This is a genomic window from Streptosporangium sp. NPDC051022 (assembly GCF_040683035.1).
GTDB lineage: Bacteria > Actinomycetota > Actinomycetes > Streptosporangiales > Streptosporangiaceae > Streptosporangium.
In genome coordinates this window covers 15,629-39,053 of the sequence record NZ_JBFBCF010000039.1, presented here as the reverse complement: position 1 = coordinate 39,053, position 23,425 = coordinate 15,629, and the positions used below count along the sequence as shown (strand labels likewise).

Below are 23,425 nucleotides of genomic sequence, written 5' to 3'. Positions count from 1 at the left end.
GGGGCGGGCTCAGACACCGAGGCAGTTGCGGACCACGGAGAGGTCCAGCTCGGTGATGGCGGCGATCGCGTTGAGGGCCGTGTCGAGGCTGATCACGTGGGCGTCGACGAGGGCCAGGAACGGTGCGGCCACCGCCCTGACGGTCGAGCACACGTCCTGCCGGACGACGGAGGGCGTGGTGTTCACCGGAGCCGCGTTGGCCGCGGCGGGAACGCCGAACATGGCGAGACCGAGGGCGGCGACGGTGACGGTGCGGAGGGCGACGGTACGGAGGTGAATCATGGCTGGCTCCTTTCTTTGGGCCTTTGGCGTTTTTCTCGCCGCATTTATGTTGCTCCTCGAATTCCAAGGAAAACAAGCGTTCATCGGTGAATTAAAAAATCCATCTTGGGGCGTCGTGATATTTAGAGATAAATACTTAAATGGCGATCCGCGTCTCCGGAGGTCCGTGGAGGCGGGCTTCCCTCGGGTGTTTCGCGCGTGGGGGAACCCGGTGTGCGGCCGTGTCCGTGGGGCGGAGAAAGGGGTGAAGCCGGGGAATCGTGTTTTTCTCCGGATGCTTTACGGCGTCTTGCGCGCTTTTATGGGGCGCGTGCCCCCGTTTGGCGTGACGTGATCCGGCCGACCGGTCCGGAGAAATTCCCGGCTCCGGCGAGAAAGGAGGGAAAAAGAAATTCCACTGCCCCGGGAGGGGGTGGCGGGATTATTGGGGTGGGCGTTCCTGGGCGCGTTCGAGCATGGCGCGCATCATGTCCGAGGTGAGGGTGAAGTGCTCCTCGGCGAGAGAGCCCGCCTGCTCGGCGTCGCCGGCCACGATGGCCTCGTAGATCTTCCGGTGCTCGATCAGCGCCCGCTGGTAATCCTCCGGGTCGTCCTCGCCGTACGGTTCGACGGGGAACCCCAGGCTCACGCGCGTCAGCATGTCCCGGCTGAGCGCGACGATCTTCGGATTGCCGGTCGCGGTCAGCACGGCGCCGTGGAAGGCGGCGTCGGCGGCCTGCTCCTCGCCCAGCGTGCGGGCCCGCGCGTAGTCCTCCAGCGCCGCGCGCATCGCCGCCAGATCCCTGTCGGTACGGCGCAGCGCCGCCGTCCGCGCGACCAGCCCCTCGACCAGGCAGCGCAGGTCGAACAGCTGCTCCAGCTCGGGCCAGCGGGGCAGGAGTGTGCGGCGCACCGCCGAGGCCGTGGCCTCGGTCCAGCTGGTCCGCACATAGGCGCCGCCGGTCCGGCCGCGTTTGATCTCCACGATGCCGACCGCCTGGAGCCTGCCGATGGCCTCGCGGACCGTCGCGCGGCTCACGTCCAGGATCGAGGCGAGCTCGCGCTCCCCGGGGAGCCGTTCGCCGGGCAGGTAGTCGCCTATCGCGACGGCGGTCATCAGCCGGTCGGCCACCTCGGTGGCCACCGAGTGCACCCTGACGGGGCCGAGCGCCGAGGACCGCGGGGTGCCGTCCAGCACCTGGTTCAGCATGCGGGACAGATCGTCGGTGGTCGGCGGGGGAGTGTCGGGGTGCACACCCGGCACGTTACACAACCTGATGATCCTAAAAAAGGTCTTGTGTTCAGGCCATTAATCCATAAGATGTCTGCAAACGGACATTCGCCGCATCTAGCGGCATGTCTCCCCTTTGTTATATGGAGGACTGGCGGTGGCGATCCCCGAAGCGACCACCCAGGGTCTGGCCCCCTTTCGAGACTGGCGGACCTGGTACCGCGTCACAGGTGATCTGAAGGCGGACAAGGCCCCGCTCGTCGTACTGCACGGTGGCCCCGGCGCGGCCCACGACTACACGCTGCGCATGGCGCGGCTGGCCGAACAGGACAGGGCGGTCGTCCACTACGACCAGCTCGGCGTCGGCCTGTCCACCCACCTGCCGGAGCGCGGGGCCGACTTCTGGACCGTCGAGCTCTTCCTCGCCGAGCTCGACAACCTGCTCGACCACCTGGGCATCGCGGGCCGCTACCACCTGCTCGGCCAGTCGTGGGGCGGCATGCTCGCCGCCGAGCACGCCGTACTGCGGCCGACGGGCCTCAAGGGCCTGGTCATCGCCGACTCGCCCGCCTCGATGGGGCTCTGGCGCGAGGAGTGCGACCGGCTGCGCGCCGAGCTGCCCCCCGAGGTCGAGCGGACGCTCCGCGAGCACGAGGCGGCCGGGACGACCGGCAGCGCCGAGTACCGCGCGGCGGAGAAGGTGTTCAACGCCCGCCACGTCTGCATGATCGTGCCCAACCCGCCGGAGGTCCTGGCCAGCGACGCCAAGACCAACGAGGACCCGACCGTCTACCACACGATGAACGGGCCGACCGAGTTCCACGTCGTGGGAACCCTGCGCGACTGGTCGGTCGTCGACCGGCTGCACCGGGTGACCGCGCCCACCCTGCTCGTCTCAGGCCGCCACGACGAGGCCACCCCTCGAACCGTGCAGCCCTTCGCGGACCACATCCCCGACGTCCGGTGGCAGATCTTCGAGCACTCCAGCCACATGCCGCACATTGAGGAAGAGGAACTCTTCCTGAAGGTGGTCGGCTCCTTCCTCGACTCCACGGACTAGGACTCCCATGAAGCGCAACATCCCGATCGTGGCGGGCGCGGCCCTGCTCGCCCTGTCCGTCGCCGCCTGCTCCGGCGGTTCCGGCGGCTCCGCCGAGCCCGGCGCCCCCGCCGCGCAGGACGGCGGCTCCTCCCAGGCGGCCTCCGCCGGTTTCCAGGAGCAGCACAAGGGTGGAACGCTCCACCTGCAGGCCAAGGCGGGCGACGGCACCCTCGACCCGCACATCAACTACAGCAACGGCAACTGGCAGGTCTTTCAGGCCATGTACGACGGCCTGCTGGCCTTCAAGAAGGTCGGCGGCGAGGCCTCCTACGACGTGGTGCCCGACCTGGCCCAGAGCATGCCGCAGGTGAGCAAGGACGGGAAGTCCTACACCTTCACCCTCCGCAAGGGCGTGAAGTTCGCCGGCGGCGGCGAGGTCACCGTCGACGACGTGGTCGCCTCCTTCCAGCGGATCTACAAGGTCTCCGGGCCGACCTCCGGCACCTTCTACGCCGGGATCGTCGGCGCCGACGCCTGCCTCAAGAAGCCCAAGGAGTGCACGCTCGACGGGGGCGTGGTCGCCGACAAGGCCAAGAACACCGTCACGATCAACCTGGTCGAGCCCGACTCGGAGTTCCCGCTCAAGCTGGCGCTGCCGCACGCGGCGGTGCTGCCCAAGGACACCCCGGCCAAGGACCAGGGCACCACGCCGATCGGCGGCACCGGGCCCTACATGGCGGCCTCCTACGACCCCAACAAGGAGCTCAAGCTCGTCCGCAACCCCAACTTCACCGAGTGGTCGCGTGACGCGCAGCCGCAGGGGTACCCGGACGAGATCCTCTACTCCTACGGCCTCACCGCCGAGGCCGCGGTCACCGCGATCCAGAACGGCCAGGCGGACTGGGTCTTCGACCCGCTGCCCGCCGACCGGCTCAGCGAGATCGGCGCCAAGTACGCCTCCCAGGCGCACGTGAACCAGCTGTCGGCCTTCTGGTACATGCCGCTCAACGTCAACCTCCCGCCGTTCGACAAGCCCGAGGCCCGCCAGGCGCTCAACTGGGCGATCGACCGCGACGCCGTGGTGAAGATGTACGGCGGCGCCAACGTCGCCCAGCCCGCCTGCACGCTCCTGCCGCCCGGCATCCCCGGCCACGCCGACTTCTGCGACTTCCCCAAGCCCGACCTGGACAAGGCCAGGCAGCTCGTCCAGCAGTCGGGCACCGCCGGCCAGGAGGTGTCGGTGGTCGTCTCCGACGACGACGTCAGCAAGCAGATCGGCGAGTACGTCCGCAGCACCCTGGAGCAGATCGGCTACCAGGCCAAGCTCAAGGTCATCTCGACGAACATCCACTTCACCTACATCCAGAACAGCAAGAACAAGGTCCAGGTCAGCGTCTCCCAGTGGTACGCCGACTACCCCGCCGCCTCGGACTTCCTGCACGTGCTGCTGTCGTGCGCGTCCTTCCGGCCGGGCAGCGACTCCAGCATCAACATCTCCGGCTACTGCGACAAGGACGTCGACGCCCGGATGGCCGAGGCCATGACGCTGGACCGGACCGACAAGAACGCCGCGAACGTCAAGTGGGGCGAGATCGACCGCGACCTGACCAAGGCGAGCCCGATCATCCCGCTGTTCACCCCCAAGCAGATCGACTTCGTCTCCTCCCGGGTCGGCAACTACCAGTTCCACAAGCAGTTCTTCATGCTCATCTCGCAGCTCTGGGTCAAGTAGATGAGTGCCACGGTGAACGGGACGGTGAAGGAGACGGGACCCATCCCTGCCGTCGCCGCCCCGGTCCGGCCGAGCGCCGGGCCGTGGCGGCAGGCCGCGACCCGGATCCTGCGTAACCGCTCCGCGCTGGCCGCGGGGGCCGGGCTGCTCCTCATCGCGCTCGTCTGCCTGCTGGCGCCGGTCTACGCCGGCTCGATCGCGCACACCGACCCGTTCGTCTCCAACATCTCCGGCACCACGATCGTGAACGGCCGCGAGGTCCAGGTCCTCCAGCAGAGCACGGAGGGCCTCGGCCTCGGCGTCACCCCGATCGGCCCGACCGGCGACCCCGGTCACTACCTGCTCGGCGCCGACAACCAGGGCCGCGACGTCATGGCCAGACTCCTGTACGGCGGCCGCAACAGCCTGCTGATCGGCCTCTCCTCGGCACTGCTGTGCTGCGCGCTGGCCACCGTGTTCGGCGTGCTCGCCGGATACTTCGGCGGCTGGATCGACGCCGTGCTCTCGCGGTTCTTCGACGTGATCTGGGCCTTCCCGGTCTACCTGCTGGCCATCTGCCTGTCGGTCGTGCTGCTCACCAGCGGCCTGCACCTGGGCCCCGTCCACATCGACGCGGGCAGCCTGGCGCTGCCGATCGTCATCATCGCGCTCATCTACGTCCCCTACGTGGCCAGGCCGCTGCGCGGCCAGGTGATGGCGCTGCGCGGCAAGGAGTTCCTGCACGCCGCCGTCGGCCTGGGCGCGAGCGACCTGCGGATCATGCGCCGCGAGGTGCTGCCGAACGTCCTGCCGACCGTGGTGGTCTTCCTGCCGCTGATGACCGCGCTGAACATGCTCACCGAGTCGGCGCTGTCGTTCCTGTCCGTCGGCGTCCAGTCACCGGACGCCAGCTGGGGAACGATCATCAACGACGGCCTGGCCCTGCTCTACACCCGGCCGGCGATCACGGTCGCGGCCGGTCTGTTCGTCGCGCTGACCGCGGTGGCGCTCAATGTGTTCGGCGACGGCGTGCGCGACGCGCTCGACCCGAACGCCCGGCTGCGGGGAGGCGCCTGATGGCCGGCTACATCCTGCGGCGCTTCGGCGCCGCGGTGCTCGTCCTCTTCGCGATCAGCGTGCTGGTCTTCCTGATCTTCTTCGCCACCCCCGGCGTCGACCCGGCGGCCCGCATCGCGGGCAAGAACGCCGACCCGGCCACGCTGGAGCAGGTGCGCGCGTCGTTCGGCTTTGACCGGCCGCTGCCCGTGCAGTACCTGATGATGATGAAGCACCTGTTCATCAGCCACGACCTGACCTCGTTCGTGAACCGGGGCACGCTGGTGATCCCGCAGATCATGCAGGCGGTGCCGGTCACGCTCTCGCTCGTCGTGGGCGCCGCGGTGATCTGGATGGTGCTGGGCGTGGCGATGGGCACCCTCGCCGGGGCCATGCGCGGCACGCTGGTCGACCCGCTGGTCATGCTGCTGGGCGTCTTCGGCGTCTCGCTGCCGGTCTACTGGCTGGGCGAGGTCGTCAACCTGATCACCCAGAAGGAACTGCACGACTCGGTCTTCTCGTGGGTGCCGCCGCTCGGCTACGTCCCGTTCTCGCAGAGCCCGGGACAGTGGGCGCTGCACCTGCTGCTGCCCTGGCTGACCCTGGCCCTGCTGTACGCCGGGATCTACGCCAGGCTGCTGCGCGGGGAGCTGATCCAGGCGCTGAGCGAGGACTACGTGCGCACCGCCCGCGCCAAGGGCCTGTCCGAACGGCGCATCCTGGTCAGGCACGCCCTGCGCTGCTCGCTGATCCCGATCGTCTCGCTGTTCGGCCTGGACTTCGGCGCCCTCGTCGGCGGCGCGGCGCTGCTCACCGAGGTGGTCTTCGGCCTGCCGGGCGTCGGCAAGCTCACCTACCAGGCGCTGCAGAACCTGGACCTGCCCGTGATCATGGGCACGGTCCTGTACGCCGCCTTCTTCGTCGTGCTGGCCAACGCCGTGGTGGACGTCCTGTACGCCCGGCTCGACCCGAGGGTGCGCCGTGCCTGACCGATCCCCGCTCCAGTCATCCTCCGAACCGCTTCTCGAGGTCACCGACCTGCGGGTGCGCTTTCGCACCGGCACGGGTCACTTCACCGCCGTCGACGGGCTGTCGTTCTCGGTACGGCCCGGCGAGGTGCTGGGCGTGGTGGGGGAGTCGGGCTCGGGCAAGAGCGTGTCGATGCTCGGCGTGCTCCGCCTCATCCGCACCCCCAACGCCGAGATCTCCGGGAAGGTCGTCTTCCGGGGCCGGGACCTGCTGGCCCTGAAGGACCGGGAGATGCGGGCCGTACGGGGCCGGGAGATCGCGATGATCTTCCAGGACCCGATGACCGCGCTCACCCCCGTCTACACGGTCGGCTGGCAGATCGCCGAGCAGATCCGCGCCCACGAGAAGATCTCCAAGAGGGCCGCCCGCGACCGCGCGGTCACGCTGCTCGACGAGGTCGGCATCCCGTCCCCCGGCAAGCGGGTCGACTCCTACCCGCACGAGTTCTCCGGCGGCATGCGCCAGCGCGTGGTCATCGCCATGGCGCTGTCGTGCAACCCCGGCCTGCTGATCGCCGACGAGCCCACCACCGCGCTCGACGTCACCACGCAGGCGCAGATCCTCGATCTCATGCGCCGCCTGCGCGCCGACCACGGCTCGGCCATCGTCATGATCACCCACGACATGGGCGTGGTCTCCGAGATCGCGGACGAGGTCCTGGTCATGTACGGCGGGCGCGCCGTCGAACGCGGCCCCCGCACGGACGTCTTCCACGCCCCCCGCCACCCCTACACCTGGGGCCTGCTCGACTCGGTGCCCCGGGTCGGCGGCCCGCGCGTCCGGCGGCTGCCCACGATCCCCGGCACCCCCGGGGCCTCGAGCGCCGGCTGCCCGTTCGCCGACCGCTGCGCCCACCGCCACGCGGCCTGCGCCGAGGTCCCGCCGCTGACCGGCGCCTCCGGCCACCTCGACGCCTGCTGGCTGCCGGAGGAGGACAGGGAGCGGATCCGGCTGGGCGACCGGCACGACGGCGCACCGGACGACCGGGACGCCACCACGGAACGACGGACCGCCCCCGCGGCGGATGAGGAGCGGTGAGCGCCCCGTGAACACAGCGAACACGCCGAACACACCGAGCGCGGCGAGCACACCGGGCGTGGCGGCCACGGGGGTCACGGGAGTCATGGGAGTCCCGGGAGTCACAGGAGTCACAGCGGCCGGCGCGACGGCGAGCACCCTGCTCAGGGCCACCGACGTGGTCAAGCACTTCGGGGCACGCGGTGGCCGGCGCGGCGGGGGCGTGCGGGCCGTCAACGGGGTCTCGCTGGAGGTCCGCACCGGGGAGACCCTCGGCGTGGTCGGCGAGTCCGGGTGCGGCAAGTCCACGCTCGGCCGCTGCCTGGTCCGGCTGACCGACCTCACCGAGGGCAGGGTCGAGTTCGACGGGCGGGACATCACCTCCCTGTCCCGGCGCGGCCTGCGGCCGGTCCGCAGGAGCATGCAGCTCGTCTTCCAGGACCCCTACGCCTCGCTCAACCCGCGCCGCACCGCGGGCGACGCGGTCGCCGAGCCGCTCAGGATCCACGGCCACGGCGACGCCGCGGCGATCAGGACCCGGGTCGGTGAGCTGTTCGACCTGGTCGGCCTCTCCAGGAGCCACCTCGACCGCTACCCGCACGAGTTCTCCGGCGGCCAGCGCCAGCGCATCGGCATCGCCAGGGCCATCGCCCTGTCGCCCAAGCTCGTGGTGGCCGACGAGCCGGTCTCCGCGCTCGACGTCTCGGTGCAGGCGCAGGTGCTCAACCTCTTCGCCGACCTGCAGGAGGAGCTGGGGCTCACCTACGTCTTCATCGCCCACGACCTGGGCGTGGTGCGGCACGTGTCGGACCGGATCGCGGTGATGTATCTCGGGGAGGTCGTCGAGGTGGCCGAGGCCGAGGCGCTGTACGCCGCCCCCGCCCACCCCTACACCCACGCGCTGCTGTCGGCGGTCCCGGAGATCGACGACGGCTCGGGGGCGCCGCGGCGTGAGCGCGTCGTGCTGACCGGCGACGTGCCCAGCCCGATCGACCGGCCGACCGGCTGCTCCTTCCATCCACGCTGCCCGATCGCCCGGGAGCGGTGCCGTACCGAACGGCCGCCGCTGAGCCTCGTCGGAGGCCGTCAGGTCGCCTGTCATTTTCCATTGGGCTCCCCGATTGGAGCCTGAGCCGAGGAGCATGGCAGGCTTTAGGGGTCGATCCGCTACAACGGGAAGAGGCTACGGTGCGAGGCTGGCACGGATTGGACGACGTGCCCGAAGACTGGGGCAGGTCCGTCGTCACGATCGGCGTCTTCGACGGGGTTCACCGGGGCCATCAGCAGATGGTGGCCCGTGCCGTGAGGATGGCCGGTGAACTCGGGCTTCCCTCGGTGGTCGTGACCTTCGACCCCCATCCCGAGGAGGTCGTGCGGCCCGGCACGCACCCCCCGCGGCTGACGACGGCCAGGCACCGCACCGAGTTGCTCGCCGCGCTCGGCGTCGACGCGGTCTGCGTGCTGCCGTTCACGCTGGATTTCTCCCAGATGACCCCGGACGAGTTCGTGCAGACCGTGCTGGTCGACCGGCTGCACGCGGCGGGCGTCGTGGTGGGGGAGAACTTCCGGTTCGGCCACAAGGCCGCCGGTGACGTCGAGACACTGCAGACGCTCGGCGAGAAGTACGACTTCGTGGCGGAGGCGGTCCCCCTGGTGAGCAACGGCGACACCATCTCCTCGACGCTCATCCGTGAGCGGCTCGCCGCCGGGGACATGGAGGCCGTGGCCGTGGCGCTCGGCCGGCCGCACCGGGTCGAGGGCGTCGTCGTCCGCGGCTACCAGCGCGGCAGGCAGCTCGGTTTCCCGACGGCCAACGTGGAGTCGCCCGAGTTCACCGCGATCCCCGCGGACGGCGTCTACGCCGGCTGGCTGCAGGGCGTCTCCAACAACAACCTGCCGGCCGTCTACGGCGGCGAGCGCTGGCCCGCGGCCATCTCCGTGGGCACCAACCCCACCTTCGAGGGCGTGCCCCGCACCGTCGAGGCCTACGCGCTCGACCGCGACGATCTCGATCTCTACGGCGCCCACGTGGCCGTGGACTTCGGGCGGCGGCTGCGCGCCAACCTCAAGTTCGACTCGATCGAGGCGCTCATCGCGCAGATGCACGCCGACGTCGACGAGGCCCGCCGCCTCACCTCGGGGGATGTCTCCTCCTCCTGAGGTCGTCTCCTCCTGAGGTCTCCCTCTGGAGGTCTTCCGAGCCCCTCCTCCGAGGTCTTTCCTCCGGCCGTCACGGCTCGCCCGTCCGCGGATGTGCGAGACTCCGAGACCCGGTGGTAATCTGGCGTGTCAGCTCTGTAACCGGTGGTGTCGAAGCCCCGGCGCTGATCCGCCACGGCGACTGTAGGCACGCGCGGTCGTTCGGGCATCTGTAGATCCGCGTGCCCGTAGAAGTCCAAGGAGAAAAGTGTCGCTCGACACCGCCGCCAAGAAGCAGATCATCGGCGAGTACGCCAAGGGTGAAACCGACACCGGTTCGCCCGAGGTGCAGATCGCGCTGCTGAGCAAGCGCATCAGCGAGCTCACCGAGCACCTGAAGCTGCACAAGCACGACCACCACAGCCGTCGTGGCCTGCTGCTGCTCGTCGGTCGCCGCCGTCGCCTGCTCAAGTACCTGCAGAGCAAGGACATCGAGCGCTACCGCTCGCTCATCGAGCGGCTTGGTCTGCGCCGATAAAATAGTGAGGGAGCGGCGTCCGCGCCGCTCCCTCATCTCATAGAGGAGGCGTCGGCGCGTCGCGCGGTGAACACGCCGTCCCTATGAGCAAACTGAATAGCCGAGACAGTGCCCCGCGTCCGCACAGCAAGCGCGCCCCACGGCGTCGGAGGGCCGGTCCTCGGTAGTGGCCCCCGGTCATCTTGGCATCAGCCATACGGAACCGGGCGCTTCGATCGAAGACCGGCGCTGCACCTACGGGGAGCCGGCAGAAAGACGACTCAGGCGTGAGATGTGCGCCTGAGCGGACGCGGGCGACCGACCCACAAGGAGGTCCCCCGTGGAGGGTGTCCACAGCAGTGAAGCCGTAATCGACAACGGCTCGTTCGGTACGCGTACCATCCGCTTCGAGACCGGGCGTCTCGCGCGCCAGGCGGCGGGTTCGGCCGTCGTCCACCTCGACGACGAGACGATGGTCCTGTCCGCGACCACGGCGTCCAAGAGCCCCAAGGAGAACTTCGACTTCTTCCCGCTCACGGTCGACGTCGAGGAGCGCATGTACGCCGCGGGCCGCATCCCCGGCTCGTTCTTCCGGCGTGAGGGCCGTCCCTCCGAGGACGCCATCCTCACCTGCCGCCTGATCGACCGGCCGCTGCGCCCGTCGTTCGTCAAGGGGCTGCGCAACGAGGTCCAGGTGGTCGCCACCGTCATGGCGCTCAACCCCGACCACCTCTACGACGTGGTCGCGATCAACGCCGCGTCCCTGTCCACCCAGCTCGCCGGGCTGCCCTTCTCCGGGCCGATCGGCGGCGTGCGCGTCGCCCTGATCGAGGGCCAGTGGGTCGCCTTCCCGACCCACTCCGAGCTGGAGAACGCCACCTTCGACATGGTGGTCGCCGGCCGCGTCCTGGAGGACGGTGACGTCGCGATCATGATGGTCGAGGCCGAGTCCACCCGTGACACGCTCAAGCTCATCGCCGAGGGCGCCGTCGCGCCGAACGAGGAGACCGTGGCGCAGGGCCTGGACGCCTCCAAGCCGTTCATCAAGGTGCTCTGCGAGGCTCAGGCCAGGATCGCCGAGGTGGCCGCCAAGGAGACCCGCGAGTACCCCGTCTTCCTCGACTACCAGGACGACGTCCTGGAGGCCGTGGCCAACGCGGTCAAGAGCGAGCTCGCCGCCGCGCTGACCATCGCCGCCAAGCAGGAGCGCGAGACCGAGCTCGAGCGGATCAAGGCGCTGGCCGCCGAGAAGGTCGCCCCCGAGTTCGAGGGCCGGGAGAAGGAGATCGGCCCCGCGTTCCGGTCGCTGACCAAGAAGCTCATGCGCGAGCGGGTCATCGCCGAGGGCGTCCGCATCGACGGCCGGGGCGTCAAGGACATCCGCCAGCTCAACGCCGAGGTCCACGTCGTGCCCCGCGTGCACGGCTCGGCCCTGTTCGAGCGCGGCGAGACCCAGATCCTGGGCATCACCACGCTCAACATGCTCCGCATGGAGCAGATGATCGACACGCTCAACCCCGAGCGCACCAAGCGCTACATGCACAACTACAACTTCCCGCCCTACTCCACCGGTGAGACCGGCCGGGTCGGTTCGCCCAAGCGCCGCGAGATCGGCCACGGCGCGCTCGCCGAGCGGGCGCTCCTGCCGGTCCTGCCGACCCGCGAGGAGTTCCCCTACGCGATCCGTCAGGTGTCCGAGGCGCTCGGCTCCAACGGCTCGACCTCCATGGGCTCGGTCTGCGCCTCGACCATGTCGCTGCTCGACGCGGGCGTCCCGCTCAAGGGCATCGTCGCGGGCATCGCGATGGGCCTCATCAACGAGGGCGACCAGTACGTCACGCTGACCGACATCCTCGGCGCCGAGGACGCCATGGGCGACATGGACTTCAAGGTCGCCGGCACCAAGGACGTCATCACCGCCCTCCAGCTCGACACCAAGCTCGACGGCATCCCCGCCTCGGTCCTGGCCGCCGCGCTGAAGCAGGCCAAGGGCGCCCGCCTGGCCATCATCGACGTGATGCAGGAGGCCATCGACTCCCCGGCGGAGATGAACGCGACGGCTCCGCGCATCATCACGATCAAGGTCCCGGTCGACAAGATCGGCGAGGTCATCGGCCCGAAGGGCAAGATGATCAACCAGATCCAGGACGACACCGGCGCCGAGATCACGATCGAGGACGACGGAACCATCTACATCGGCGCCACCGACGGCCCGTCCGCCGAGGCGGCCAGGTCGGCGATCAACGCCATCGCCAACCCGCACATGCCGGAGGTCGGCGAGCGCTACCTGGGCACGGTCGTCAAGATCGCCGCCTTCGGCGCCTTCATCTCCCTCATGCCGGGCAAGGACGGCCTCCTGCACGTCTCCCAGATCCGCAAGCTGCACGGCGGCAAGCGCATCGAGAACGTCGAGGACGTCATGAACGTCGGGGAGAAGATCCAGGTGGAGATCGCCGAGATCGACTCGCGCGGCAAGCTCTCCCTGGTTCCCGTCGAGGTCATCGAGAAGGAGGCCGCGGCGGCGGACGAGAACGGCGCCCCCGCGGAGGAGTCCTCGGCGCCCGCCGAGGAGAAGCCCCGCGAGGAGTCGTCGCGGCCGCGCCGTACCCGCACCCGGAGCAGCGGCGGCGGCGCGAGCCGCGGAGGAGAAGACCGCAACTCGTGATCACCACCACTCTGCACCCCGGCAAAGAGGGCGCCGGGGTGGTGCGGCGCACCGTCCTCCCCGGTGGCCTCCGGGTGGTGACCGAGTCCATGCCGACCGTGCGTTCCGTCGCGGTCGGCATGTGGGTCGGCATCGGATCGAGGGACGAGGCCCCCGAGCACACGGGGGCCTCCCACTTCCTTGAGCACCTGCTGTTCAAGGGCACCCCGACGCGGGACGCACTGGAGATCTCCGCGGCGATCGAGGGCATCGGCGGTGAGATCAACGCCTTCACCGCCAAGGAGTACACCTGCTACTACGCGCGGGTCCTCGACGAGGACCTGAAGCTCGCGGTCGACGTCATGGCCGATGTGATCACCTCCTCGCTCATCACCCCGGAGGACGTCGAGGCCGAGCGCGGCGTGATCCTCGAAGAGATCGCCATGCACGACGACGACCCCTCGGACGTCGTGCACGAGCAGTTCTCCTCGGCCCTGTACGGCGACACGCCGATCGGCCGCCCGATCCTCGGCACGGTCGAATCGATCAAGGCCCTGTCCCGGGACCGGATCGTGGAGTACTACCGCCGCTACTACCTGCCCTCGCACACGGTCGTGGCCGTCGCGGGCAACGTCAGCCACGAGCGGGTGGTCGAGCTGGTGGCGGCCGCCTACGAGCGGGCGGGCGCGCTGGGCGGCGACGACCAGCCCGTCGCGCCCCGGATCGGCGGCCCGGAGGTCGCCTGCCTGTCCGGCGTCACGGTGCTCGACCGGCCCACGGAGCAGGCGAACCTGGTGCTGGGCACCGCCGCCCTCTCACGTAACGACGACCGCCGGTTCGCGCTGGGCGTGCTCAACGCGGTGTTCGGCGGCGGCATGTCGTCCCGGCTGTTCCAGGAGATCCGGGAGAAGCGCGGGCTGGCCTACTCCGCCTACAGCTACACCTCCGCCTACTCCGACACCGGCCAGTTCGGGATCTACGTCGGCTGCCTGCCGCCGAAGATCGACGAGGTCCTCAAGGTGACGCGGGCCGAGATGGCGCAGCTGATCGCGCACGGCATCACCGAGGAGGAACTCGTCCTCGGCAAGGGACAGATGCGAGGCGGTCTCGTGCTCGGCCTCGAGGACACCGGCTCGCGGATGTCCAGGCTCGGCAAGAGCGAGCTGGTGCACGAGCAGCTGATGTCGGTCGACGAGGTGCTCGGCCGCATCGAGGCCGTCACCCTCGACGAGACCCGGGAACTGGCCCGGGAGATCCTGCAGCGGCCCATGACCCTGGCGGTCGTCGGCCCCTACGCCGACCGGGACTTCTCCTCGGTCCTGGCCTGAGACGGCTCCCGGGAACACCGCGAGAGGGCCGGTGCCGTGCGGAACCCCCGCACGGCACCGGCCCTTCCACGTTCCCGCCCGCCGCCCGCGCCCACTCCTCCGGGAACGTCCGGCTTCCCTCCGGGATCCCGTCGCATCCGGGGAACCTCGGGGCACCGGTACGGCGAGGGGCGGAGTGTGCCCGGCCGGCGCCGATGAGCGGTGCGCGGCGCGGTGAACGGCCTCCGCCGGGCGGGGTTTCCGGTGGGGCGCGGCAGGGGGTTGCGTCGGGTCCGGGGGTGTGGATGGGGATAGGCTGGCCGGGTGATCAGGGTTGGAGTTCTCGGCGCCCGCGGGCGCGTGGGCATCGAAGTGTGCAAGGCCGTCGAGGCGGCCGACGATCTGGAGCTCGTGGCGGCCGTCGACAAGGACGACCCCATCGAGGACCTTGAGGGCTCCGAGGTGGTGGTCGACTTCACCCACCCCGGCGTCGTCATGAACAACCTCGAATGGTGCGTCTCCCACGGCATCCACGCGGTGGTCGGGACCACCGGCTTCGACGCCGAGCGCCTGGCCGCCGTGCGCGGCATGCTCGACGCCAACCCCGGCGTCAACGTGCTCATCGCGCCCAACTTCGGCATCGCGGCCGTGCTGATGATGCACTTCGCCCAGCAGGCCGCCCGCTACTTCGACTCCGCCGAGATCGTCGAGCTGCACCACCCGAACAAGGCCGACGCGCCCTCGGGAACCGCGCGCCGTACGGCCGAGCTGATCGCCGAGGCGCGGCGCAAGGCCGGGGCCGCTCCCATGCCCGACGCGACCAGCGCGGAGCTGGAGGGAGCTCGGGGAGCCGACGTGGACGGCGTCCACGTGCACTCGGTACGGCTGGCCGGGCTGATCGCCCACCAGGAGGTGCTCCTGGGCGGTGACGGGGAGATCCTCACCATCCGTCACGACACCATGAACCGCGCCTCGTTCACCCCGGGCGTGCTGCTGGGCGTGCGCCGGATCGGCGAGACCCCCGGCCTGACCGTCGGCCTGGAGCACCTGCTGGACCTGTAGGCCGGGAACCCCCGCCTGACCCGTCGCCGGCTCGGGAGCCCCCTGGGTCCGGGAGTCCCCCTGGCCCGGGAGCCCCCAGGCCCGGGATTCCACCGGGCTCGGGGTCCCACCGGGCCCGGCAACGGCCGGTCCGCGGGCCGGGCTTTCGCGCTCCGCCCCCGAACCACCCCCGTACCGCTCCTGAGCGGCCACGATGCCGATAGCATCGCTGGCGTGAGCCGGTTCCGTGATGAGTTGTGGCAGGTGGTCGATGGTGTGTACGGCGAGATCCTGGCTCATCCGTTTCTCACCGGGCTGACCGACGGCACGCTCCCGCGCGAGGTCTTCCGGCACTTCGTGGTGCAGGAGACGCACTTCCTGCCGGACTACGCGCGTGCGCTGGCGGCGTGCGGTGTGAAGGCCGCCGACCCGGCCGCGGTGCAGCGGTTCGCCGGGGACGCCGCGCGCACCGTCGAGGTCGAGCACAGCCTCCACGTCGAGTTGCTGGCCGCCTTCGGCATGGGCGAGGACGACGCGCGCCGCGAGGGCGCGACCCCCACCACCGTCGGCTACGGTTCCTACCTGCTGCGCGCCTGCCACCTGGGCACCTTCCCCGAGGCGCTGGGCGCGATCGTGCCCTGTTACTGGATCTACGCCAGGGTGGGCGAGGCGCTGCTGAAGCAGTCGTCGCCCGACCCGCTCTACGCCTGGTGGATCGAGACCTACGGCAGCGAGCACTACCAGGAGACCGTCGCCGGGGTGCTCGACCTGCTCGACGAGGTGGCCGCCACGCTGCCCGAGACCGAGAGGGAGAGGCTGTGCGCGCACGCGCTGACCACCGCCCGCTACGAGTGGCTGTTCTGGGACGCCGCCTGGCGGCGGGAGTCATGGCCGATCTGAGCTGCGGCTAACCTTACGAGTATGCGCCTGCGGGACCTGTGCCAGGTCGATCACCTGGGCTTGAAGGTCCTCACCGGTCACGATCTGCTCGATCGCCGGGTCCGTGGCATCTCGACCACCGACCTCATCGAGCCGGGCCGCTTCCTCAAGCCCGCCGAGCTCGTCCTCACCGAGCTGACCTGGCATGACGGTCCGGAGTCCGCCAGGCGTTTCGTGGCCGCGCTGGTCGAGGCCAGGGTCGCCGCGCTCTGCTCCGGCACCGCGCTCAAGGTCCCGCCCGCCGACCTCATCGACGCCTGCGCCGACGCCGGGCTGCCGATGCTCGCCCTCGGCGTGGAGGTCTCCTTCGGCACGCTCACCGAACACGTGCTGCGCGCCCTGATCGAGGAGTTCGGCTCCGCGCCGAGCCGGCCGTACGGCTCCCGCAGAAGGCTGGCCAGCACGCTCGTGGACGGCGGCAGCCTGAGCAAGGTCGTCACCACGGTGGCGGGGGAGCTGGACGTGCCCTGCTGGGTGATGTCGGCGACGGGCCGGGTGGTCGTTGGCTCCCAGCCGCTGCCCGAGGGGGCCGGTGAGCGGCTGGCGCACGCGTTCCTGTCGGCCCGGTTCCTCCCCGGTACGGCCCCGCAGCCCGACGGCAGCGTGCTGTCGGTGTTCCCGGTCAGCAGGGGAGTGCCCCACCGGATCGCCAACTGGTTCCTGGCCTACGCCGGAGAGCAGGTCAGGGCGGGCGGTGAACACGAGGACCTGATCGTGGAGCTGGCCGCGCTGGTGGCACTCGAACGCTCCCGCCTGGAGGCGGCGCACCGCATCGAGCGCCGGGTGCTGGACCAGCTTCTCGCCCTGCTGGCCTCGGGCGACGCGGACCTTCCGGGCGTGGTCTCCCGGCTGCACACCCTGCACATCGAGACCGAGGACGGCCTGCTGGCCGTGGCGCTCGCGGTCGAGGGGGTCGAACGGGCCGACGAGGTGGGCGTCGCGGTGCTCGACGAGCTGCTGCGGCCGCTGGCCCCCGGGGTGGCGACCGCGGTGGGCGGCCAGGCCGTCGCGCTGGTCCCGCTGGCGGGCAACACCGCCGCCGAGCTGACCTCCCACCTGCTGGCCGGGGCGGCCACCCTGGAGGCCGGTCTGGGCGAGGCCCGCATCACGATCGGCATCAGCAGCGTGACCAGCGGCCCGGCCGCGCTGAGCAGCCTGATCGAGGAGGCCAGACACGCCCGCACCCTGGCCGAGCTGGGCGAGGGCCGGGTTTCGGCGATCACCGGCGCCGACGTCAGCTCCCACCGCTCACTGATCGCCGCCATCCCGGGGGAGCTGCGGCGTTCGTTCCGGACCCGGCTGCTCGGCGCGCTGGAGGAGTACGACGCGGCCCACCAGACGGACCTCGTGGAGACGCTGGAGACGTTCCTGGGAGAGTCGGGCTCGTGGGCCTCGACCGCCGACCGGCTCCACGTCCACGTCAACACGTTGCGCTACCGGTTGAAGCGGATCGAGGAGCTGACCGGCAGGTCGCTCACCTCCCTGGACGAACGCGTCGACTTCCTGCTGGCCCTCAGGATGCGTTAGCCCCGTCTTCCGGGGTTCTCCGGGACGTGCCGGTGACGGGGGCGCCGGGTCTCCGGAGAGGCGCGCCGGTTTCCCGGCCGCAGGAGAGGATCATTTACCGTTCTTGTCGGAGTCGGCGGACAGGACGATGGCTCCGGTGTGGCCGTCGCCGTCCTCGGTGACCTTCATGAGCATGGCGGGCCGGTAGATGGAGTCGTTGTCGTTGAGGGTGTCGCGGCCGGTGTGCTCGCTGTACGGCGCGGCCGCGAAGACCTTCGTGTTGAGGCTCTCGTCGAACATCAGCTGGGTGGTCAGCACCCGGGCGTCGCCGACGTGCACCATCACGTGGATGTGGACGGTCCGGCCCCGGTACCAGCCCGGCCAGATGGTGGTGAACTGTACGGTTCCCCGGGAATCGGTGACCTGTGCGCCGCGCAGGTAGCGTTTGTCGTCGGCCGGGGTGAGATCGCCCATCCCGTCGTTCGCGCCGCCCCCACCCGGGCCTCCACCCGGGCCTCCGGACGGGCCGCCCTGGCCGGGAGCACCCGTGGGCCGCGCGCCGGGCGTCGGGCCGCCGGGTCCTCCGGGGCCACCGGAAGGGGGCGTGCCGCCTCCCGGGCCGCCTCCGGGGCCGCCCTGCCCGGACGACAGCGCCTCGGCGCCGGAGTAGATGCCTCCGGCGTCGCAGTGCCAGATCTCGACCACCGCGTCGGGCAGCGGCTTGCACGTCTCGCTGTCCTGCACCTTGATGGCGACCTTCAGCCGGGTGCCCTGCCGGTCCTCGCGGATGTCGCTGCGGATCTTGTCCGCGTCGAAGTAGTACGGCCCCTGGGTCGTCGACTCCGTCAGCACGCACGTGTTGGCGTCCGCGAACAGGTCCGCCGTACTCGCGCTCGTCGCCGTCCGCGGCGTGATCGACGCGGTCGCCCCGGTGGAGGTGGTCACCGTGGAGGTGCCGCCCGCCTCGTTGCCACAGGCGGCGAGGAGCGCGCCCAGGCCGACCGCGCCGATTCCGGCCAGCGCCGTCCTGCGGCTGACCCGCTGCCCCTCGTGGTCGTGTCCCATCGTCCGTTCCTCCCAGGTTCTCGGTCTGGCCGACAACCTAGGAGGGGAGTATGAGGATCGGGTGAGAGCCGGCCAAGAGTCGGCTTACGACCCGTTCCACGACACCGGCCAAGAGCCGGCTTACGGCGCCTTCCGCGGTATGTGCCCTGTTGGGCGGCCCGCCACCGGCGTGGCCGGCGGCGGGTTCTCCACGGCGCGGAGCGGCCGGGACCGGCTCGGCGACCGGCTCAGCGGGCGGCGTAGGCGTCCAGCTCGGCGAGGTAGGCGTCCTTCACGTGGCGGGGCAGCCAGGTGATCTCGAAGGCGTTGCGCTCCAGCTGGACGAGGTCCTCCTTGGAGAGCGAGAGCGCCTCGGCGAGGGCGACCAGGTTCTCCTGGACGTAGCCCGTGAAGTAGGCCGGGTCGTCGGAGTTGACGGTCACGCGCAGGCCGAGGTCGAGCATCCGGCGGATGGCGTCGGCCTTCATCGAGTCGGTCACGTAACCGTTGGAGATCGGGCACACGGTCAGCCCCAGCCCCTTGACGCGGATCGCCTCGACGAGCGCCGGGTCCTCCAGGGAGTTGACGCCGTGGTCGATGCGGTTGACGCCGATCTCCTCGATGGCCTGGCGGATGTGCTCGGTCGAGTTCTCCTGGTCGACGTCGCAGTGCATCGTCAGCAGGTAGCCCTCCTGCCTGGCCCGCTCGTAGACGGCCTTGAACTTGACCGGCGGGTTGCCCTTCTCGTCGGAGTCGAGGCCGACGCCCACGATCCACTCGCGGTACGGCAGGGACTCCAGCAGCGTCGCCATGGCGTACTCCGCCTGGAAGTCGCGCAGGAAGCACATGATGAGCTGCGCCTTGATCCCGAGCTGGTTCTCGGCGTCGATGAGCGCGCGGCGCAGGCCGCGGATCACGATGTCGAACGGCACGCCGCGCGAGGTGTGGGCCTGCGGGTCGAAGAAGATCTCCGCGTAGCGGACGTTCTGCGAGGCGGCCTTGCGCAGGTAGGCCATGGCCAGGTCGTAGAAGTCGGGCTCGGTGCGCAGCACCTCCATGCCCTCGTAGTAGATCTTCAGGAACGAGGGCAGGTCGTTGAAGGAGTAGGCCGCCTTGATCTCCTCGACGGAGGCGTAGGGCAGCTCGATGCGGTTGCGCTCGGCGAGCTCGAACTTGAGCTCCGGTTCGAGGGTGCCCTCGATGTGCAGGTGGAGCTCACACTTGGGCAGCCCCGCGATGAAGTCCGTCATGCCTGGCTCCAGGAGAGAATCGGGTCGACGACCTCAAGTTTGACGCAGTCGACGAGGCCGAGGTCGGTGATGGCGTAGTCGGGGATCGCGGTGATCGACAGGAAGAAGAGATACATCAGCGGCGCGGGCAGCGCGCAGCCCAGCTCGCGGGCCAGGTCGTCCAGGGCGCTCTCGGCCTCGGCCATCTCCCGCGCGGGCAGGTCGGAGACGATGCCGCCGACCGGCAGCGGCAGCAGCCGCAGGACCTCGCCGTCCACGACGACGACCTGACCGCCACCGGCCCTGGCGACCTCGTTGACGGCGATGGCCATGTCGGAGCGGGAGGCGCCGACGCAGATGATGTTGTTGTCGTCGGGGGCGGCGCTGGTCGCGATCGCGCCCCTGGTGATGCCGAAGCCGTTGACCAGGGCGACCGGCCGGTTGGCGGTCTTGCCGTACCGCTCGACGACCGTGATGTAGAGCGCGTCCTGCTCGACGGACGGCTCCACGATCCCGCCGGTGACGGGGAGCGTGACGTCGTGCCGCTTGCGGACGAAGACCTGCTCGGGGCTCATCCGCATGGCCAGCGCGGTGACCGTGGCGGCGCCGGTGGCCTCGTCGGGGACGCGGAGCACGATGTCGTCGGCGGTCAGCTCGGGGACCGGGAAGGGGCGCACCGTTCCGCGGGAGGGCGGCACGGTGGGGGTGATCATCGAGCTGTCCCTGGCGACCAGCGAGCCTCCGGCCACGACCTCGCGCACCCGGAAGTCCGCCAGGTCGTCCACGATCAGCACGTCGGCGAACCGGCCCGGGGCGATGCTGCCGACCAGGTGGTCGATCCGGTACATCTCCGCGCAGTTGACCGTGGCCATCTGGATCGCGGTCACCGGGTCGACGCCCGCCTTGACCGCCATCCGGACCAGCTTGTCCATGTGGCCGCCGGCGAGCACGTCCGCGGCGTGCACGTCGTCGGTGCAGAAGGCCACCCGGCGCGCGCCGACCTGGGAGACCACCTTGATGTTCTCCTCCAGGAAGTGGGCGACGCTGGACTCGCGCACGATGGCGTAGATGCCCCGGCGGAGCTTCTCCAGTGTCTCCTCCGCGGAGTACGACTCGTGGTCCAGCCGGATCCCGGCCGCGGCCAGGCCGCTGATGCGGCGCGGGTCCGACAGCGGGGCGCAGCCGAAGACGGGCAGCCGGTGCCGTTCGGCCAGGTCGAGCGCCTCCAGGACGGCCTCGTCGCCGTGTTCGACGAACTCCTGCACGGTCTCCCAGATGCCGACGCACTCGGGCCACTCGTGGGCCTGGCGGTGCTCGTCGGGGCCGAAGGTGTGCCCGACGGTCGACTCGGGGACGGTGTAGGGGGCCTTGGCGGGGGCGCCCCACCAGACGCGCATGCCGGTCGCCGCGGCCTCGTCCAGGAAGCCCCGCACGCCGGGCAGGCCGTCGACCACGAGGATCTGGTCCAGGCCGGAGACGACGCTGGTGGTGCCGTACGGGACGACCAGGTCGGCGAAGCTGGTCACGGAGAGCTTGCTGCACTCGATGTGCAGGTGGCCGTCGATCAGACCGGGGACGAGGTAGCCGCCCCCGGCATCGATGATCTTCGTCTCGGAGCCGCGGGGGAGGTCGGGGCCGACGACGGCGATCCGGGTGCCGCTGATGCCGATCTCGGCGGGGTAGGTCTCACCGGTCAGCACGTTGACCAGGGTTCCGTTGGTGATGATCGTGTCGGCGGGACGTCGTCCGTACGCGACGTCGAGCAGGGCGCGGTCGGCCATTTTCGCTGCGGGCCTTTCCAGTCGGGTCGGGTCCAGGTGGGCGGGGTCCGGCCGGGGCGGGGTCCGGCCGGAGAGGGTCAGGCGGCGACGGGGACGGGGACGGGACGGCGGTCGAGGGCGGCGTACACCAGGCCGGCCACGGCGAACCCGGCGAAGATGCTGAAGTCGGAACCGCCGGTCGCCTGGGAGAGCGGTCCGGTGAAGGCCGTCGAGTTGATCCAGAGCGCTGCCGCGATCATGCCCGCGACCTGCGCGACGATGCCGTTCCAGCGGATGCCGCCGCTGCCGTGGTACGGCCCGCCCTCGGTGAACAGGCCCTGGGCGTCGTAGGACCCCCTGCGACGCAGCCAGTCGGTCAGGTAGATGCCCGCCCACGGGGCCAGCCAGAGGATCAGCAGGCCGAGGAAGGTGTTGAGCATCGTGTTGAAGGAGTCGGAGAACACCGCCACGCAGGTGATCGCCACGCAGATCACCAGGTCGAGCACGACCGCGGCGGAGCGGTTCAGCCTGATCCCGGACGCCTGGAGGTTCAGGCCGGAGGAGTAGAGGTCGGTGGTGTTCACCGCGAACAGCGTGACGATCGCCAGCAGCAGGTAGGGGACCACGAACCAGGAGGGCAGCGCGCCGGGCAGTCCCGAGATGGGGTCGCCCGCGTCCTTGACCACGGTGGCGACGGCCGCGCCGAGCGTCATCAGCAGGATGTACGGCACCAGCCCGCCCAGCGCCGCGTAGCCGAAGACGGCCTTCTTGCTGGAGGAGGCGGGCAGGTAACGCGAGTAGTCGCTGCCCAGCGGGGCCCACGACAGGCCGCCGCACGACATGACCAGCGCGACCGCGATGGTGAAGGTGGCGAAGTCTGCCCCGCCGGACGAGGCGACCTGCACCTTGGGCCCGATGAGCGCGGCCATGACGGCGAACATCGCGACGAACACCCAGGTGAAGTACTTCTGCGCCTTCATCACGGCGGCGTGCCCGATGAGAGGCAGCACGAGCTGGATGAGCGCCGCCACGACGATCACGCCGATCTTCAGGCCCGCGCTCTGGCCGGCGATCCCGGCCTGGTCGAGCAGGGCGAGGGAGGCGAAGGTGATCAGCACCATGCCGCCCGCCTCGAAACCGACCATGTTGATCCAGCCGAAGAAGCTGAGCACCCGGGCACCCTTCGGGCCGAACGCGGCGCGGGAGACCGCCATCGTCGAGGTGCCGACGGCCGGGCCCTGCAGGCTGGTCAGGCCGACCAGCGGGAAGGACAGCAGGTTGCCGATCACGATGGCCAGCACGGCCTGCGGGAAGCTCAGGCCGAGGGAGACGACGACCGTTCCGTAGACCAGGGTGAAGATGCCCAAGGTGGTGCCGGTCCAGAGGAACAGCAGATCACGCGGTCTGCCATACCTCTCCGACGGCGAGACCAGCTCGATCCCGCGTTGCTCGACGGCCACGACGCCTCCAACTCTGCCTTGGACATTCACGTTCAGTGAACCAAAGCGGAAGGCGTGCTCCCGTTGTCGGAGAACACGAGCCTGGACGTCCCGGCCTGTGACGGCCTCCAAAGTGATCGTTACCCGGGGCGGCTCCGCGCGCTTTCCCATCGTGAGCCTCTGACCTGCGGGAACATCCGCGAAGACGCCTCATGGGGGGGCGTCACGCAAGCCCTGTGAGGGCGATCCAGAAGGCGTGTCAGGCTCGCCCACGGGCCCAGGCTATGCGCCAGGAGACTCTGCCGCGCACGATGCCCGAAACCGGCTCCACCGAGCCGCCGGTTCACCGAGCCGCCGGTTCACCGGGCCGCGCGCCGCTCACCGGCACCGGCGAGGTTCGCGCCGGCGCCCGCCGTACCGGTGCCGTGGAGGATCCGGTGCCCGGGGCGATGCCGCCGGCGTTCAGGGTGAGGAGGACGTCGGCCAGAGCGGGCGAGGAGGATGTCAACGGGG

At 70.3% G+C, this 23,425-nt stretch carries 20 protein-coding genes; 14 read left to right on the top strand and 6 right to left on the bottom strand.

Translation table 11 applies throughout. The annotated features are described in order from the left end of the window. Window positions 1-9 precede the first annotated feature (9 nt). Window positions 10-282, bottom strand: a complete 273-nt coding sequence (locus AB0N02_RS40525; RefSeq protein ID WP_363958491.1) for a hypothetical protein — start codon at window positions 280-282, stop codon at window positions 10-12. On the opposite strand from AB0N02_RS40525, the gene AB0N02_RS40520 reads away from it, so the two are divergent. Then, window positions 281-616, top strand: coding sequence for a hypothetical protein (locus AB0N02_RS40520; RefSeq protein WP_363958488.1), 336 nt, complete (start codon window positions 281-283; stop codon window positions 614-616). The genes AB0N02_RS40525 and AB0N02_RS40520 overlap by 2 nt on opposite strands. A gap of 87 nt (window positions 617-703) precedes the next feature. Here the strand turns inward: AB0N02_RS40520 and AB0N02_RS40515 are convergent, their stop codons facing one another. Then, window positions 704-1,516, bottom strand: a complete 813-nt coding sequence (locus AB0N02_RS40515) for a FadR/GntR family transcriptional regulator (RefSeq protein ID WP_363958485.1) — start codon at window positions 1,514-1,516, stop codon at window positions 704-706. A 133-nt stretch (window positions 1,517-1,649) separates the two neighbouring features. Between AB0N02_RS40515 and AB0N02_RS40510 the strand changes: the two genes are divergently transcribed. From AB0N02_RS40510 to AB0N02_RS40450, 13 genes are all read left to right on the top strand, one after another. Beyond that, a complete protein-coding gene (locus tag AB0N02_RS40510; protein WP_363958483.1) occupies window positions 1,650-2,552 on the top strand; it encodes a proline iminopeptidase-family hydrolase in 903 nt (300 codons plus the stop codon). A 7-nt stretch (window positions 2,553-2,559) separates the two neighbouring features. After that, window positions 2,560-4,266 carry an ABC transporter substrate-binding protein gene (locus AB0N02_RS40505; RefSeq protein ID WP_363958480.1) on the top strand — a complete coding sequence of 569 codons (1,707 nt, stop codon included), beginning with the start codon at window positions 2,560-2,562 and terminating at the stop codon, window positions 4,264-4,266. Then, on the top strand, window positions 4,267-5,322 hold the full coding sequence (locus AB0N02_RS40500) for an ABC transporter permease (RefSeq protein WP_363958477.1): 1,056 nt from the start codon (window positions 4,267-4,269) through the stop codon (window positions 5,320-5,322). Continuing rightward, a complete protein-coding gene (locus AB0N02_RS40495; protein ID WP_363958474.1) occupies window positions 5,322-6,290 on the top strand; it encodes an ABC transporter permease in 969 nt (322 codons plus the stop codon). The genes AB0N02_RS40500 and AB0N02_RS40495 overlap by 1 nt, the downstream gene beginning before the upstream one ends. Then, entirely contained in the window at window positions 6,283-7,368 is a 1,086-nt protein-coding gene (locus AB0N02_RS40490; RefSeq protein ID WP_363958471.1) for an ABC transporter ATP-binding protein, read from the top strand. The genes AB0N02_RS40495 and AB0N02_RS40490 overlap by 8 nt, the downstream gene beginning before the upstream one ends. A 7-nt stretch (window positions 7,369-7,375) precedes the next feature. Continuing rightward, a complete protein-coding gene (locus AB0N02_RS40485; protein WP_363958468.1) occupies window positions 7,376-8,479 on the top strand; it encodes a dipeptide ABC transporter ATP-binding protein in 1,104 nt (367 codons plus the stop codon). 56 nt (window positions 8,480-8,535) lie between these two features. Then, a complete protein-coding gene (locus AB0N02_RS40480) occupies window positions 8,536-9,507 on the top strand; it encodes a bifunctional riboflavin kinase/FAD synthetase (RefSeq protein WP_363958465.1) in 972 nt (323 codons plus the stop codon). A 247-nt stretch (window positions 9,508-9,754) separates the two neighbouring features. Next, window positions 9,755-10,024, top strand: a complete 270-nt coding sequence (rpsO, locus tag AB0N02_RS40475) for a 30S ribosomal protein S15 (protein WP_271217844.1) — start codon at window positions 9,755-9,757, stop codon at window positions 10,022-10,024. A 319-nt stretch (window positions 10,025-10,343) separates the two neighbouring features. After that, window positions 10,344-12,668: a polyribonucleotide nucleotidyltransferase gene (locus AB0N02_RS40470; protein ID WP_363958461.1), complete on the top strand. Its 2,325-nt coding sequence runs from the start codon at window positions 10,344-10,346 to the stop codon at window positions 12,666-12,668. Further along, entirely contained in the window at window positions 12,665-13,975 is a 1,311-nt protein-coding gene (locus tag AB0N02_RS40465; protein ID WP_363958459.1) for a pitrilysin family protein, read from the top strand. The genes AB0N02_RS40470 and AB0N02_RS40465 overlap by 4 nt, the downstream gene beginning before the upstream one ends. A 303-nt stretch (window positions 13,976-14,278) precedes the next feature. Continuing rightward, window positions 14,279-15,016, top strand: coding sequence for a 4-hydroxy-tetrahydrodipicolinate reductase (gene dapB, locus AB0N02_RS40460; protein WP_363958457.1), 738 nt, complete (start codon window positions 14,279-14,281; stop codon window positions 15,014-15,016). Between the two features lie 213 nt (window positions 15,017-15,229). Then, window positions 15,230-15,895, top strand: a complete 666-nt coding sequence (gene tenA, locus AB0N02_RS40455; RefSeq protein WP_363958454.1) for a thiaminase II — start codon at window positions 15,230-15,232, stop codon at window positions 15,893-15,895. 21 nt (window positions 15,896-15,916) lie between these two features. Further along, entirely contained in the window at window positions 15,917-17,461 is a 1,545-nt protein-coding gene (locus AB0N02_RS40450) for a PucR family transcriptional regulator ligand-binding domain-containing protein (protein ID WP_363958451.1), read from the top strand. Between the two features lie 90 nt (window positions 17,462-17,551). Here AB0N02_RS40450 and AB0N02_RS40445 read toward each other — a convergent pair whose 3' ends face one another. The 4 genes from AB0N02_RS40445 to AB0N02_RS40430 form a co-directional block, all read right to left on the bottom strand. After that, on the bottom strand, window positions 17,552-18,505 hold the full coding sequence (locus AB0N02_RS40445) for an intradiol ring-cleavage dioxygenase (protein ID WP_363958448.1): 954 nt from the start codon (window positions 18,503-18,505) through the stop codon (window positions 17,552-17,554). A 227-nt stretch (window positions 18,506-18,732) separates the two neighbouring features. Next, window positions 18,733-19,734 (bottom strand): adenosine deaminase, encoded by a 1,002-nt coding sequence (locus AB0N02_RS40440; protein WP_363958445.1) that lies wholly within the window; start codon window positions 19,732-19,734, stop codon window positions 18,733-18,735. Next, window positions 19,731-21,494 (bottom strand): adenine deaminase C-terminal domain-containing protein, encoded by a 1,764-nt coding sequence (locus AB0N02_RS40435; RefSeq protein ID WP_363958442.1) that lies wholly within the window; start codon window positions 21,492-21,494, stop codon window positions 19,731-19,733. Before AB0N02_RS40435 ends, AB0N02_RS40440 begins: the two co-directional genes overlap by 4 nt. Window positions 21,495-21,571: 77 nt before the next feature. Continuing rightward, a complete protein-coding gene (locus AB0N02_RS40430) occupies window positions 21,572-22,933 on the bottom strand; it encodes a cytosine permease (RefSeq protein ID WP_363958439.1) in 1,362 nt (453 codons plus the stop codon). Window positions 22,934-23,425 lie beyond the last annotated feature (492 nt).